The 13747-nt window shown below is 69.6% G+C and carries 12 protein-coding genes; 1 reads left to right on the top strand and 11 read right to left on the bottom strand.

Annotation, left to right across the window (positions count from 1 at the left end; translation table 11 throughout):
• Positions 1–147: 147 nt before the first annotated feature.
• From thiL to ML01_RS13060, 11 genes are all read right to left on the bottom strand, one after another.
• Positions 148–1104, bottom strand: a complete 957-nt coding sequence (thiL, locus tag ML01_RS13110; protein WP_058555849.1) for a thiamine-phosphate kinase — start codon at positions 1102–1104, stop codon at positions 148–150.
• Positions 1105–1129: 25 nt separating this feature from the next.
• Positions 1130–1627, bottom strand: coding sequence for a transcription antitermination factor NusB (gene nusB, locus ML01_RS13105; protein ID WP_058555848.1), 498 nt, complete (start codon positions 1625–1627; stop codon positions 1130–1132).
• Positions 1627–2094, bottom strand: coding sequence for a 6,7-dimethyl-8-ribityllumazine synthase (gene ribE, locus ML01_RS13100; RefSeq protein ID WP_058555847.1), 468 nt, complete (start codon positions 2092–2094; stop codon positions 1627–1629). The genes nusB and ribE overlap by 1 nt, the downstream gene beginning before the upstream one ends.
• A gap of 85 nt (positions 2095–2179) precedes the next feature.
• A complete protein-coding gene (gene ribBA / locus ML01_RS13095; RefSeq protein ID WP_058555846.1) occupies positions 2180–3295 on the bottom strand; it encodes a bifunctional 3,4-dihydroxy-2-butanone-4-phosphate synthase/GTP cyclohydrolase II in 1116 nt (371 codons plus the stop codon).
• A gap of 181 nt (positions 3296–3476) precedes the next feature.
• The gene (locus tag ML01_RS13090; protein ID WP_058555845.1) at positions 3477–4517 is read right to left on the bottom strand and encodes a hypothetical protein; all 1041 of its coding nucleotides are present in this window, start codon (positions 4515–4517) and stop codon (positions 3477–3479) included.
• A complete protein-coding gene (locus ML01_RS13085) occupies positions 4514–5350 on the bottom strand; it encodes a class I SAM-dependent methyltransferase (protein WP_058555844.1) in 837 nt (278 codons plus the stop codon). Before ML01_RS13085 ends, ML01_RS13090 begins: the two co-directional genes overlap by 4 nt.
• A gap of 148 nt (positions 5351–5498) precedes the next feature.
• Positions 5499–6158 (bottom strand): riboflavin synthase, encoded by a 660-nt coding sequence (locus ML01_RS13080; RefSeq protein WP_058555843.1) that lies wholly within the window; start codon positions 6156–6158, stop codon positions 5499–5501.
• 181 nt (positions 6159–6339) lie between these two features.
• Complete coding sequence (gene lolA, locus ML01_RS13075) at positions 6340–6975, bottom strand: outer membrane lipoprotein chaperone LolA (RefSeq protein WP_058555842.1); 636 nt, start codon at positions 6973–6975, stop codon at positions 6340–6342.
• A 40-nt stretch (positions 6976–7015) separates the two neighbouring features.
• Complete coding sequence (locus tag ML01_RS31190; protein ID WP_058555841.1) at positions 7016–9484, bottom strand: DNA translocase FtsK; 2469 nt, start codon at positions 9482–9484, stop codon at positions 7016–7018.
• A gap of 289 nt (positions 9485–9773) precedes the next feature.
• Positions 9774–10613 (bottom strand): hypothetical protein, encoded by an 840-nt coding sequence (locus ML01_RS13065; RefSeq protein ID WP_058555840.1) that lies wholly within the window; start codon positions 10611–10613, stop codon positions 9774–9776.
• A gap of 656 nt (positions 10614–11269) precedes the next feature.
• The gene (locus tag ML01_RS13060; RefSeq protein WP_156427703.1) at positions 11270–12484 is read right to left on the bottom strand and encodes an SGNH/GDSL hydrolase family protein; all 1215 of its coding nucleotides are present in this window, start codon (positions 12482–12484) and stop codon (positions 11270–11272) included.
• A gap of 210 nt (positions 12485–12694) precedes the next feature.
• Between ML01_RS13060 and trxB the strand changes: the two genes are divergently transcribed.
• On the top strand, positions 12695–13657 hold the full coding sequence (gene trxB / locus ML01_RS13055) for a thioredoxin-disulfide reductase (protein WP_058555838.1): 963 nt from the start codon (positions 12695–12697) through the stop codon (positions 13655–13657).
• Positions 13658–13747: the final 90 nt, after the last annotated feature.

Below are 13747 nucleotides of genomic sequence, written 5' to 3'. Positions count from 1 at the left end.
ACTCCTAAAACTGACTGCAATGATCGGAATCAAGGAAAAGCTTGAAAGCCCGCGAATTGTCGCACACTCGGGACGCCGAGGCCGCCCACGGGCGCACGCCGATTCCGACGCTGTGATTGATTCCGGTGCATCGCGGGGCGCACTTGTTCACACCCGGCCGAAGTGATCGTAGCCGCGGGACTGCGGCGTCCATGTCGAGCCATCCGCGCGGATGAGCGTCAAGCCGCCCTCGCGCACCACCTCGCCGATGATGGTGAGCGGACAGCCCGCCGCAGCGGCCAGCACGGGCAGTTGCCCCGCCGCTGCCGGTGGGAGCGTGAAGCAGAGCTCGTAGTCGTCGCCCGAGGCGAGCGGCAGCGCCCAGTCGTCCGCCGCGCCGACGGCGGCGGCCACTTGATCGGCCAGTGGCAGCCGTGCCAGCTCGATGCGGGCGCCGGCGCCGCTGGCGTCCAGCACATGGCCCAAGTCCGCGATGAGCCCGTCGGACAGGTCGATGGCCGCGGTGGCGACGCCGCGCAACACCTCCCCGAGGGCAACGCGCGGCGTCGGCCGCTCCAGGCGCTGCCGGAGATAGCCGTCCGTCGGCTCGCCGCGCAGCAGGTGCTGCAGGGCGAGCCCGGCATCACCCAAGGCGCCGCTCACGCAAACGAGATCGCCCGGCTTGGCACCACCGCGACGCAGCGCGTGCCCGCTCGGCACGAAACCGTGCGCCTGCACTGTCACCGTCAGCGGGCCGCGCGTCAGGTCGCCGCCGATGAGGCGCACATCCTCCTGCACCGCAAGCTCGCGAAAACCGCGGGCGAAGGCCGCGAGCCAGTCCTCATCTGCCCTAGGCAAGGTCAGCGCCAAGGTCGCCCAGGCGGGCTCGGCGCCGACGGCGGCGAGGTCGCTCAAGTTGACGGCCAGCGCCTTCCAGCCGAGTGCCGCCGGATCGCAGTCGGCGAGGAAGTGCACGCCGGCCACCAGCGTATCGATGCCGACGGCGAGCTCTCGTCCCGCCGGCACGTGCAGCAGCGCGCAGTCGTCGCCGACGTCCACGAGCACATCTTTGCGGCCCGCGCCGACGCCGGTCAGGTGCCTGCGGATCAGATCGAACTCGGACATGAGGGTACCAGTGGGCAGCGAGCGGTCAGGGGTCAGCGCGCGGTCGCCCGCGCTCCGCCGGGCGGAGCTGGCGGCCGAGCTTGTCGAGTACGCCGTTGACGTAGCGATGACCGTCCGTGGCGCCGAACTCCTTGGCGAGGTTCACGGCCTCGTTGATGATGACGCCGAGTGGCAACTGCGGGGAATGCAGCAGCTCGTAGGTGCCGATGCGCAGGATATTGCGCTCCACCGGGTCCAGGCTGGTCACGGCGCGATCGAGCAGCGGGCGCAGGGCGTCGTCGATGGCGTCGGCGTGCTCGGCGGCGCCACGCACCAACTCGCTGAAAAGCTGCGCGTCGTAGCCCCGCTTTGCCGGCAAGGGGGTGCCGTCCGGCTGGCCCAGGAGGTCAGCGGCAACGGCGGCGGCCCAGTCGGGGTCGTCGAGGAAGTGGCGGACGATCTCCGCTGGCGGCTGCGCGCTCAACTGCCACTGATACAGCGCCAGCAGCGCGTAGCGCCGCGCTTCGCTGCGGGGTCCGGCCATCAGTCGAAGTGTCGCAGCAGGTCGACCATCTCAATGGCAGACATGGCCGCCTCGGCCCCCTTGTTGCCCGCCTTCGTGCCGGCACGCTCAATGGCCTGCTCGATGCTGTCCACCGTCAGCACGCCGAAGGCGACGGGCACCCCGTACTTGAGGCTCACCTGCGCAATGCCCTTCACGCACTCACCGGCGACGTACTCGAAGTGCGGCGTGCCACCGCGGATGACCGCACCGAGCGCGATGATCGCATCGACGCCGCCCTTGGCCGCGATGCGCTCGACGGCGACTGGCATCTCGAATGCGCCGGGCACGCGCACGATGGTCAGGTTGGCCTCATCCGCGCCATGGCGCTGGAGGGTGTCGATGGCCCCCTTCTCGAGGCTCTCAACGATGAAGCTGTTCCAGCGCGACACCACGAGGCAGAAGCGGCCCTGGTCGGCGCGCATGGCACCTTCGATAGTCTTGATCATGTGTTGCGGCCTTTGCCGTTCTGAATCGATGGGGGCAGAAGCAGGTCAGGCTGCCGCCCGTGCGTTTTGGTCGCGGTCCACGCCTTCAGCCGCCGCCGACGTACTCGACCACCTCGAGGTCGAAGCCGGAGATGCCGTGCATGGCCTTGGGTGCGCTCATGACGCGCATCTTGCGCACGCCGAGATCGGCGAGGATCTGCGCGCCGATGCCGTAGGTGCGGAGCTCGTTACGGTCCGTCTTCAGCGGCGGGCCGCGCTCGGCATCATCCACATCGCTCAACTCCCGCACCTTGGCCAGCAGGTCGTCCGCGCGGTCGCGGTTGCGCAGCACGACGATGACGCCCTCGCCCGCCGCCGAGACCTGCCGCATCACGTCCTTCAGCGGCCAGCCGCAGGCCGGATGGTAGGCCCCGAACAGGTCGCACAGCGCGTTTTGCAGATGCACGCGCACCAGGATCGGGCGCTCCGGCGACACCGTGCCCATCACCAGCGCCAGGTGCACCTCGTTCTCGATGGTGTCGCGGTAGGCCGTCACTTGGAAGTTGCCGAGGTCCGTCGGCAGCTCGCACTGCTCTTCGCGCACCACGGCCTTCTCGTTCGCGACGCGATAGTGGATCAGGTCCGCGATGGTGCCGATCTTGAGCCCGTGCTCGGCGGCGAAGGCCTCGAGATCCGGCCGACGCGCCATGGTGCCGTCCTCGTTCAGCACCTCGACGATGACCGCCGCCGGCTCGAAGCCGGCGAGCCGCGCGAGGTCGCAGCCGGCCTCCGTGTGCCCTGCCCGCACCAGCACGCCGCCGGGCTGCGCCATGAGCGGAAACACGTGCCCCGGCTGCACCAGATCCGACGACTTGGCATCCGGTGCGACGGCGGCACGGATGGTCTGCGCCCGATCCGCCGCCGAGATGCCGGTAGTGACGCCGCGCGCGGCCTCGATGGACACCGTGAACGCGGTGGCATGCGGCGCGTTGTTCGCATTCACCATCAAGGGCAGATGCAGGCGCTCGCAGCGCGCCTTGGTCAGGGTCAGACAAATCAGCCCACGGCCGTACTTGGCCATGAAGTTGATCGCCTCCGGGGTTACGCAGTCGGCCGCGAGCAGGAGATCGCCCTCGTTCTCCCGATCCTCGTCGTCCATGATGACGACCATCCGCCCGGCGCGCAGATCACTGATGATGTCTTCGGTGGAATTCAGCGACATGAGCTGAGTGGTGCTCGGGCGGGAAACTGCAAAACAGCCGGGCAACCTACCACAGCAGCCCGAGCGCGTCATCTACCGCAAAGCAGCAGACCGCCTGCTCCGGCGTGGTCGGGCAGGCGCTTGCTGCCGCTGCGTCTGCTGCCTGGCCGGCATGGTCGATGGCGCAGTGTTGCCCCCGGTGCTACTGCGGCAGACCGAGCAGCGCCGGCCGGAGCTTGTTCTCGAGCAGGCGCTGCGCCAGTCCGGCGATGGAGCCGCAGAGCGGCGGCTCAGCCCGCTGCGATGCTGCGGCCGAGCGCCAGCGCGTGGCGGCCTCGGCAAAGGTCGTCACTCGATACTGCCGCGGCTGGGTAGCCAAGTGCCCGCAAAGCTGCTCCAGGCGGCGCTGGCGCACGCGGTCCGCGGCATAGCGCGGCGGCCCGCTCGGCGCTTGCGACAAGGCGAGGCGAAAATCATGCGGATGCATCAGCACCACCACTGGTCCGACGCCCTGGCGGGCCGCACGGGTGAGCACCGCCCGGATCTCCGCCGTGGACGAACCGGCGGTGGTCAGCAGCAGCAGCCGGTTACGGAACAACGGCATGCGGTAGGTGGTCACCGGCACCTCCAGCACATCCCCGATGAGGTGCAGGCCGGCGTAAAGCTGCAACTGCGGTTCGGCGGGTCGCAGCAGCCCGACGCCGACGTTTGACGCAAGCACCAGGCCGGCCTCTGCCATGCCCTGATAGAGCGCTGCGCCCGCATCGAGGTTGCCGCACCGAAACGCCGTCGGTCGCTGCCCGCTGAGCCGCTCCAGGATAGCCGCGCCCTCGCGCAACAGCGCGGCGATCTCGGCCGGCGGCCTGCCGACGAGGCTGTCGGCGCCCGGCGGCGGCGGCATCGGCTCGCTCTGCCAGCGCGGATTCAGAAAGCCCCGCCAGACCGGGTGCAGGTGAAGCTGCAGGTCATGACCGCGGGCGAGGATGTCGGCGGCGACGCGGCGCATGGGCCCGTCGCCGAAGAAATAGGTATTGAAAACCTCGGTAAAGAAGGTTCCCTTGAGACCGTGGCGGTCGAAGCAGTCGAGCATGAAGCCGAGCCCCTCGGCGCGCCCGCCGGCCTCGCCGTAGACCCATTCCGCCCCCAGCGGCGGTTGCTCGGGTTGGGCGAGGGCGCTGTTGAGCGAAAACTCCACATCGACGCTCAGCACAACGTCGACGGGGCTATCGGTGACGCGCGTCATGGGGTTTCATCCTTGCGCAGCACGCAGGAGATACTGTTCATCAGCAGGCCGGGGCCGACGCCGAAGCTGCCCGCTAGCCGCGCCAGCGCACGTTTGGGCCAACCGGCCTGGGGCGGCTGCATGGCGGCGCGCGCGGCGATGAACGCGCGTCCTCCATCCAGCGCATCGAGATTGCTGTAGCCGCGTCCGAAGCCGCGGCGGATGGTCCAGGGCCAGACGCTGCAGACCGGATGACCCGACAGTCGCAGGCGCCGGACGAGGCTTCGCGGCAGATAGTTGACCAACCAGCGCCCGCTGTGGACCTCCCGCGGCCATAGCCGCGAGCTCGTGCCGCTGACCAGAATGAGTCCGCCCGGACGCAGCACACGGTCGAGCTCGCGCTGCACGCCGGCGAGCAATGCGGGCTGCACGTACTCCAACACGCTGTTGCAGGTGACGAGGTCGAAGGCTGCAGCGGCAAACGGCAGGCGGCGGCTGTCCGCTACGTGGGTGAATGCGATGTCGTACCCGTAGCGGCGGGCGTTGGCCTGGGCAACGCCCAGCAGGCGCAGGTCCACATCCACGCCCTGCACGTCGGCGCCGAGTGCAGCCAGCACCACCGCGGAGGCGCCGACGTTGCAGCCGAGCTCGAGGACGCTCTGCCCGGCGACATCAATGCCATAGGCCGCGAGCACCGGCCGCAGATGGGTCCACTCGTAGTCGACGTAGCCGCCGATCCAGCGTTGGCTCGGATCCAGCCCGGCGCTGCCGACCTCGCGCTCGAAGGCGGCCTGGGCGGCGTCCGAGATGGGGCTGGGGGCGGGCAGCACGCCGGACGCGGAGACTGAGGTCATGAGGGGTCAGGGAGACGGCGTCGATGATTGGCGAGTATAGCCGAGCTTGTCCGCGCCGCCGCCCGACGCCTCCCCGGTTCGGCGCGGTGCCGGTGGGCGAAGGCGCGCGCGCGCAGCGGCGAAGTCGGCGACGGCGGCGGCCGTTGGCTCAGCCCGCGAAGCCGTGCCGGCGCAGAAACTCCAGCGTGATGGCCTCGCCGCCCGCGTCCGCGGCGCGATCACCGAGCAGGAGCCGTTCCAGGTAGCGGGCGATGAGGTCGACCTCCAGGTTCACCCGCGTGCCGGCGCGGTAGTCGCCGATGATGGTCTCTTGCAGCGTGTGCGGCACGATGTTCAAGTCGAACACGCAGCCGACGACGCGGTTCACCGTCAGGCTCGTGCCGTCAACGCAGATGGAACCCTTGGGTGCGATGTAGCGCGCGAGCTCCGCCGGCGCATGGATCTGCAGCCGCCAGGAGCGCGCGTCCTCACGCACCTCCAGCACCTGGCCGACGCCGTCCACGTGGCCGCTGACCAGATGCCCACCCAGGGGCGTCGAGAGCGTCAGCGCGGGCTCCAGGTTGACGCGGGCGCCGGGGCCGAGATCGCCAAGGGTCGTATGCGCGAGGGTCTCCCGCGAGACATCGGCCGCGAAACGGCCCTGATCCAGCTCCACCGCCGTCAGGCAGACGCCGTTCACGGCGATGCTGTCGCCGAGCGCGATGTCGGCCAGCGGGAGCTTGGCCGTGCGCACGCGAACGCGCATGTCGCCGCCGACGGGCGCGATGCGCTCGATCTCGCCGATGGCTCGGATTAGGCCGGTGAACATGCCGGGGGAGCCTCAGGCCGGCAAGGACCGGGGGCGCGGTGCTGCGCAACCCGCTCGCGACGGAGCCGAGGGCCGAGGGCCAAGGGCCGAGGCGGACTCCCTCGGCCCTCCCCGCGGGTGTTGTTGCGAAATCAGCCTCATTTGCACAGCTTCGGCCCCGTCAAGGAGTCCAGGTCGAGCCTCAATCCACCGCCAGGAAGTCCGCACCGCGCGGGCGCTCGAAGCGGAACATCGAGTACTGGAGCTGCGGGTTGCGGTCCACGTCGGTGAAAATGAACCGCGTCAGTTGGCCGAAGCGGTCCTCCATCAGCAGCGTGTCCAGCTCGCCGTTGACGAAGCCGATCTGGAGCTTGGTGACGTCGGTGTCCTGCGTCTTCGGGATCAGCTCGGCCCAGGTGCGGTGGTCGTCGCGCTCCAGGTTGCTGATGCGGAAATACTCCTCCGGCGGCTCCCGGCTCGCGAGCAGTTGCGCCGGCGTGCCGTCGAGCACGGCCTTCTGGCTGCGGTGCGTGACCTGGTTCAGCTCCGTGTCGTGCATGTAGATGCGTTTGCCGTCGGCGACGATGCGCTGCGTGCTCGGGTTGTCGTACTCCCACAGGAAGCGGTTCGGGCGCAGCAGGTAGAAGGTGCCCTTCGCCTCCAGCTCCGCGCCGCCGTCGGCGGGGATCGTGATCTGACGGAACTCCGCCTGCAAGGCGTTGAGGCCGCGCAGATAGTCGCCGACCTCCTTCACGCCGTCGGCGGCGGCGCGTGCCGCCGGGCTCGCGACAATGGCGGCGATGCAGAGCACCGGGAACAGGGCCTTTGCGGCGGCCATCAGGCGCCGCCGCGGCGAATCAATCGAAAACAACAATGGTTCAACCCTCCACGGGCGTTGGTGCGAGTACTTCGCGGTTGCCGTTGGTCTCCGGCGGTCCGACGACGCCGATGCGCTCCATCTCTTCGACCATGCGCGCCGCCCGGTTGTAACCGATCTTGAGCTTACGCTGCACGCCGGAAATGGATGCGCGGCGGCTCTCAACGACATATTGCACGGCCTCGTCGAACAGCGGGTCCAGGTCTTCGACATCGCCGCCGCCCTTCGGCTCCGGGTCGATGCCGGGCAGATGCTCGCCGGGCTCCTGCAAAATGGTGTCGATGTAGTCGGGCGCCCCCTGCTGTTTCAAAAAATCCACAACCCGGTGCACCTCGTGGTCGTCCACGAAGGCGCCGTGCACGCGCTGCGGGATACTGCCCCCGGGCGGCAGATAGAGCATGTCGCCGTGGCCGAGCAGGTGCTCGGCGCCCATCTGGTCGAGCACCGTGCGCGAGTCGACCCGAGCGGACACCTTGAACGCCATGCGCGTCGGGATGTTGGCCTTGATCAGGCCCGTCAGCACGTCCACGGATGGCCGCTGCGTGGCCAGCAGCAGGTGGATACCCGAGGCGCGCGCCTTCTGCGCGAGCCGGGCGATGAGCTCTTCCACCTTCTTGCCCACCACCATCATCATGTCGGCAAGCTCATCGATGATGACAACGATGTACGGCAGCTTGCTAAGGGTCGGAATCACCGGCTGGCCGTCGTCGTCGAAGGTCATCTCCGTGTCGTCGGCGAGGCGGTACAGCGGGTCGCGCAGCGGTGCGCCGGCCTCGATGGCCTCGGCCACCTTGCGGTTGTAGCCGCCGATGTTGCGCACACCGAGTGCGGCCATGAGCTTGTAGCGGCGCTCCATCTCGCCGACGCACCAGCGCAGCGCGTTGGCCGCCTCCTTCATGTCAGTGACCACGGGCGTCAGCAGATGCGGGATGCCCTCGTAGACCGAGAGCTCCAGCATTTTCGGGTCCACCATGATGAGCCGCACGTCCTCGGCGCTCGACTTGTAGACCAAGCTCAGGATCATGACGTTGATCGCGACGGACTTGCCGGAGCCCGTGGTGCCCGCGATCAGCGCATGCGGCATACGCGCCAGATCCGCCACCACCGGGTCACCCGAGATGTCCGTGCCCATGGCGATGGTGAGCGGCGACTTCGCCTCGCGATAGGCGGCGGAGCCCAGCGTCTCGCTGAGATACACCATCTCGCGCTGGTCGTTCGGCACCTCCAGCCCGATGACGGACTTGCCCGGGATCACCTCGACCACGCGCACGCTAAGCTTGGACAACGCCCGCGCGATGTCCTTCGCGAGCCCGGTGATCTTGCTCACCTTGAGCCCCGGGGCCAGCTCCAGCTCGAACAGCGCCACCACCGGCCCCGGGTGCACGGCCACGACCTCGGCGGCGACGCCGAACTCCGCGAGGCGCGCCTCCAGCTCCCGCGACATGGTCTCCAACTGCTCCGGGCTCACGGCGCGGGCGCTCTTCTTCGGCGGGTCCAGCAGCTCCAGCGGCGGGCGGTCGCCCGGATCGCCGGCGAGCCGCGGCAGGGGCAACTGGCGCTGATCCACGGGCTTGGGGCGCTTGCGTGCCGGGGGCTCCGGCGGCGTCGGCGCTCGCGCGGCCGCGGCCGCGGCCGGCTTGACGAAGCGGGAGACCTCCGTGCGCGGCGGCGGCTCGATGTCCAGCTCGTCGTCATCGTCGTAATCGCGCTCATCTTCCGCCCGGAACCGGCCTACCCCCGCGTCGCGCGCGTCAGGCGCGTCCGCCGACCCATCGTCCACCCAGTCATCGCCATCGTCCGGCTCCGCGCGGCGCCGCGAGAAGCGCGGCAAGCGGATACGCCCGAGCGCCCGCAACGCGGCGATCGGTGCCCGGAACACGGCAAGCGTCACGGCCCCCAGCGCATCCACCACCTGCAGCGGGCTGATGCCCGTCGCGAGCATGAAGCCCACCAGAAACAGCGCTGTCAGCGCAAGCGGCCCGCCGCCGCTGCCGAAGGCGATGACGGCGTAGTCCGTGACGAACTGGCCCAGCCCCCCGCCGATGCCGTTCGGCAGCTCGGTGAGCAGATCGGCGGCGTAGAGGTTGGCGAGCGCGGCGCCGGCGGTCAGCAGGAACAGGAAACCCACCCAGCGCAGCGCGAGCCAATAGAGCTTGGTCTCCGGCTCCGGCGCGCGCTGGCGGAACACGAGATAGGCGCTCCAGGCCACCATCAGCGGCAGCAGGTAGGCGAGCACGCCGAACAGAAACAGCGCGAAGTCCGCGAACCAGGCGCCGATGCGCCCGCCCGCGTTGGCGACGGACTCGCTCTGGCCGACGTAAGACCAGCCCGGGTCGGCCGGTGAGTAGCTGGCGAGAGCGACGACGAGGTAGAGCGCCGCGCAGATCAGCGTCCACATGGCGCCCTCGCGCCACGCCCGGTCCAAGTAATCGCCCAGTGTCAGTTGTCCAGCGCGGGTTGCCTGGCTCACGGATGATTCCCCTTCGGATAAATCGCTAGGCGCATTCTACCGTTATCGGCTGTTGCTCGCGTACTTTCGACGCGTAGAGCCGTGTACGGTATGGAGCCACTTCACAGGCTGCCCCGCTTGGGCAGCAACAGGCCGGCGGTCCACGCATCGGCCCCCAGCCTCGCCCCCCGGCCCTTTGGTTCACTTGCCCGAACGAGCGAGATGCCCACAAGACCCTCTCTGCGCTGGCCGGTCTGAGCCCTCGCCTCCCTAGCCCCTAGTCCCTAGTCCCTAGCCCCTAGAACCTCTTTCAAAGCCACCAAGCCTCGAATGCGTCGCCCCCGGCGCGCCGCTGCGGTCGCGGACGCCAGATGGCGAGCGGCCGCGCCAGGGCGCCGATGAGCGCTCGGCTGTAGGCGAGCGCAACGAGAAAGCCGACCACCGTCACCGCAGCGAGCACGAGCACCGCGGCCCAGCGCTGCACCGGGTCGTCGGCCCCGAGCACCGCCCAGCTCGCCCAGCGGCCCAAGCCCGCGGCGCCGTCGTGCAGCCGGAGCATGGCCGCGACAATGCCGTCCCCCGCAAGCTGCCCGTCCGCGACGCTGTAGTGCAGCGCCGCCTCCCAGGTGAGGCCGCGGTAGTCGTCGCCGGCGGCGAGCAGCAGCACGGCCAGCGACTCCAGCCAAAGCAACAGCGTGCTGAACCAGATGGCCCAGCGCCGGCCGAGCGCGAACACGTAAGTGTGCTTGACGGCGGCGTCGGCCAGCAGCCCCGGCAGCCGCGGCATCAGCATCGCCAGGATCACGACATCGAGCAACAGCACCGCCCAGCCGCGCAGCGTCAGCGACAGGGTCGCGATCATCAGCAGCGCCGTCAAGAGCAGCGCCTTCACCGCCTCCAGTCCAAACACCAAGGGCTCCAGGCCCATGATGCGGTGGAGCCAGCTCGGACCCGTCAGGTATTCGCTGCGGAAGGCGTGCCGCCGGCAGAAGGCGGCCTCGGCCCCGGACATGGTTACCGGCAGCGCCAGCAACAGCAGGAACGCGAGCGCGCCGACGCCCCCAACGCCGAAGGCGCTGAGCTGCCACAGCAGCAGCACGCACCAAACCGTGAGCATCGAGGTCAACCGCGGGAGCATCTGAAACTTCATGGCTGCTGGTCCTTGAGATAGAGCAGATGTCCGGCGGTCAGCCGCCGACATCGGCGCGCTTATGTTCGGGCGCCGTGAGTTTAACCAGTCACTAGGCGCCGGTTTGTGGCACGCGTCCGACACGGAACAACTCGGGGGCTTGAAAAACTCGCCGGATGCCTGGCCCGGCAGAACCTCAGACCGAACAGTGGACGGAGCGTTGTCTTGCGCAGCCCGCTCGTTGGCGCATTGAACCAAGGGCCAAGGGCCGAGGGCCGAGGAGGGCTCCCTTGGCCCTCGGCCCTCGGCCCTTCCCCCAGTTGTCGTCGTCAGCTTGACTCATCTGCGTTCGGCGCCCCCAAGCGGGCTAGTGGGCGAGGGACTGGGATCGCCGGCTTTCAGCCGGCTTCGCGTGCCGGGGGCTCGATGCCCCCGGCGCGCGATCTGCGGCGCGGGAGCCGGGCGGTTGCCCATGCCGCGCCGCCGGGCGGACGACCGCGCAGGTGCCCTTTTATCGGCCTAACGCCGCCGACGCGGCATTGAGCCGCGTCGGCGCCGAGCCGGCTGGAAAGCCGGCGATCCCAGTGAGCCGGCTGGAAAGCCGGCGATCCCAGTGAGCCGGCTGGAAAGCCGGCGATCCCAGTGAGCCGGCTGGAAAGCCGGCGATCCCAGTCGACTCAGGGCGCCGCCCGATTCGCCCGCGGCAACAGCTCGCAGACGAGCGCCGCCGTGGCCTCCGCGGCTGCCCGATGCCCCGCGGCGTTCCAATGGCCGAAGCCGGCGCGCGCGCCCGGCAGGCCGTGCAACAGCACGCCGTCACGCTCGGCCTGCGCCGCCAGCAGCGCCGGCAGGTTCACCGCGGGGAGCCCCGCGCGCGCCGCCGCCGATAGGAGCCGGCGCACCGGATAGCCCAGATCATCGACGCCGAGCGCCGCCGCAAACCGCGCCGCGGCGCCTGCGTCCGGGTGCACCTGCACGCCGGTGCCGATCAGCATCAGCACCGGCTCGACGCCGGCGGCACGGGCCTCCTCGGCGAACGCGCCGAGCATCGCCTCGGTGGCGGCCCAGGCCAGCGCCCAGTCGGCGTCTGCCGGTGGGCGATAGATGCCGTTGTCGACGCCGGGCTCCTGCGGCTCGTGCGCGGACCCGGCGTCGGCCCTGCCCGCGGCCGCCAAGCGGCGCAGGCGCCCGGCATCGCGTGCCTGCACCCAGAGCTGCGCGATGCGCGAGCGCTCCAGCAGCCATTGCCGAGCCCGCCCCACCGGCGACGTGGCCGCCAGGTACGCATCGCTCTGCACAAAGCCGTCGTCGAGCACTAGCGGGCCCGCGCCCGGCAGCAGATACGGCCGCAGCGGCTCGGCGTCGAGCGCCGGCACGTTCTCGGCAACATCGTTGCCGATGAAAAACGCGAGGATGGCCAGGTCCGGGCTGTAACCGCGGGCGTAGCGGCGCCAGGTCAGCAGCGCCTGTGCGGTGCTATAGCCGCTGACGGCGAAGTTCAGCACCTCGATCTCCCCACCCGGATTGCAGTCGCTTTGCAGCCGATCGCCGAGCAGCCGCCACCAGGTCTGCGCCAGGGGCACCTGCACCGCCTCAGTGAAGCTGTCGCCGAGCACCACGACCCGCAACGTGCCCGCGGGCTTGGGCTCGGCATGATCCCGGTCGCGGAAGCCAAGCGCATTGGTCTCGACGAGGGCCGCGCCCTCGAAGCGCTGCCAAGCGGCGCTGTGCGGCGGCGGGCGCCAGCCGAGCACCGGGTCGGGGCGCTTGGCGATCGCCCAGTAGTAAGACTGACCAAGGGCACGCAGCAACAGCTCGCCCGCGAGCAGCGCGAGCACGAGCGCTGCCAGCGCGAGGCCGGCGGTGCCGATCAGCATGGATAGACGACGCATGGGATCGCGGCGCGGTCAGTGGAACGGCATGGTGAGTGGAACAGCAGCTCGCCGAGCCTGGATCTGCTCGGCCCTCTCGTGCCGGCGACCGCGGGCGGCGCCCGCGTGGTGCTTTACCGCCCCGTTGCCGGCGCGTAGCATTTTAGCCTTTCGTGATGTGCCGCCGACTGCGGCCCCTCGCGCCGACGGACATGCACCAGGAGCTGCGCCATGAGCGAGACCAAACACTGCCGCCTGCTGATCTTGGGCTCCGGCCCGGCAGGCTACACCGCGGCCGTCTACGGCGCGCGGGCCAACCTGAGCCCGGTGCTGGTCACCGGCATGGAGCAAGGCGGCCAGTTGATGACCACCACGGACGTAGACAACTGGCCCGGCGACCCAGACGGCGTGCTCGGGCCGGACTTGATGGAGCGGATGCAGAAACACGCCGCACGCTTCGACACCGAGCTCGTCATGGACCACGTCAGTGCCGTGGATCTCGGCGCGCGCCCGTTCGTGCTCAAGGGCGACGCGGCCACCTACACCTGCGACGCACTCATCATCGCCACCGGCGCCAGCGCGCAATACCTGGGCCTGCCGTCGGAGCAGGCCTATCGCGGCCGCGGTGTGTCGGCCTGCGCCACCTGCGACGGCTTTTTCTATCGCGGGCAGAAGGTCGCGGTCATCGGCGGCGGCAACACGGCCGTTGAAGAGGCGCTGTACCTGTCCAACATCGCCGCCGAGGTCACGCTGGTGCACCGCCGTGACTCGCTGCGGGCCGAGAAGATCCTGCAGAAAAAGCTCTTCGAGAAGGCCGAAACCGGCAACGTGCGCCTGGCCTGGAACCACGTGCTTGACGAGGTGCTCGGCGACGCCGGCGGCGTGACGGGCATCCGCATCAAGAATGTGCACAACAGCGCCACCGAAGACCTGGCCCTGCACGGCGTCTTCATCGCCATCGGCCACAAGCCGAACACGCAGATCTTCGAGGGTCAGCTCGACATGGCCGGCGGCTATATCAAGGTGAAAGGCGGCGCCGACGGCGACGCCACCGCCACGTCGGTGCCCGGCGTCTTCGCCGCCGGCGACGTCATGGACCACGTCTACCGCCAGGCCATCACGTCCGCCGGCACCGGCTGCATGGCCGCGCTGGACGCCGAGAAGTACCTGGACGACCTGGCGCTCAAGGGCTGATCTACGGCGGTACACTCGTCGCAGCGGACCCCAACCTTGGGCTATCGCTATCGAGATCGAACGTGAGCGACGTCGCACGACACAAGGGTT

This window comes from Thiohalocapsa sp. ML1 (assembly GCF_001469165.1).
Classification (GTDB): Bacteria; Pseudomonadota; Gammaproteobacteria; order Chromatiales; family Chromatiaceae; genus Thiohalocapsa.
Note: the sequence above shows the minus strand (reverse complement) of the source record. Positions and strands in the feature narration are given on the sequence as shown.

Excerpts from the sequence above, each read along its gene's own strand:
- nusB (WP_058555848.1), bottom strand. The coding sequence starts at position 1,627 with ATGGCCGGACCCCGCAGCGAAGCGCGGCGCTACGCGCTGCTGGCGCTG.
- ML01_RS13060 (WP_156427703.1), bottom strand. The coding sequence starts at position 12,484 with ATGCGTCGTCTATCCATGCTGATCGGCACCGCCGGCCTCGCGCTGGCA.
- thiL (WP_058555849.1), bottom strand. The coding sequence starts at position 1,104 with ATGTCCGAGTTCGATCTGATCCGCAGGCACCTGACCGGCGTCGGCGCG.
- ML01_RS13090 (WP_058555845.1), bottom strand. The coding sequence starts at position 4,517 with ATGACGCGCGTCACCGATAGCCCCGTCGACGTTGTGCTGAGCGTCGAT.
- ribE (WP_058555847.1), bottom strand. The coding sequence starts at position 2,094 with ATGATCAAGACTATCGAAGGTGCCATGCGCGCCGACCAGGGCCGCTTC.
- ML01_RS13080 (WP_058555843.1), bottom strand. The coding sequence starts at position 6,158 with ATGTTCACCGGCCTAATCCGAGCCATCGGCGAGATCGAGCGCATCGCG.
- ribBA (WP_058555846.1), bottom strand. The coding sequence starts at position 3,295 with ATGTCGCTGAATTCCACCGAAGACATCATCAGTGATCTGCGCGCCGGG.
- ML01_RS13065 (WP_058555840.1), bottom strand. The coding sequence starts at position 10,613 with ATGAAGTTTCAGATGCTCCCGCGGTTGACCTCGATGCTCACGGTTTGG.
- trxB (WP_058555838.1), top strand. The coding sequence starts at position 12,695 with ATGAGCGAGACCAAACACTGCCGCCTGCTGATCTTGGGCTCCGGCCCG.
- lolA (WP_058555842.1), bottom strand. The coding sequence starts at position 6,975 with ATGGCCGCCGCAAAGGCCCTGTTCCCGGTGCTCTGCATCGCCGCCATT.
- ML01_RS13085 (WP_058555844.1), bottom strand. The coding sequence starts at position 5,350 with ATGACCTCAGTCTCCGCGTCCGGCGTGCTGCCCGCCCCCAGCCCCATC.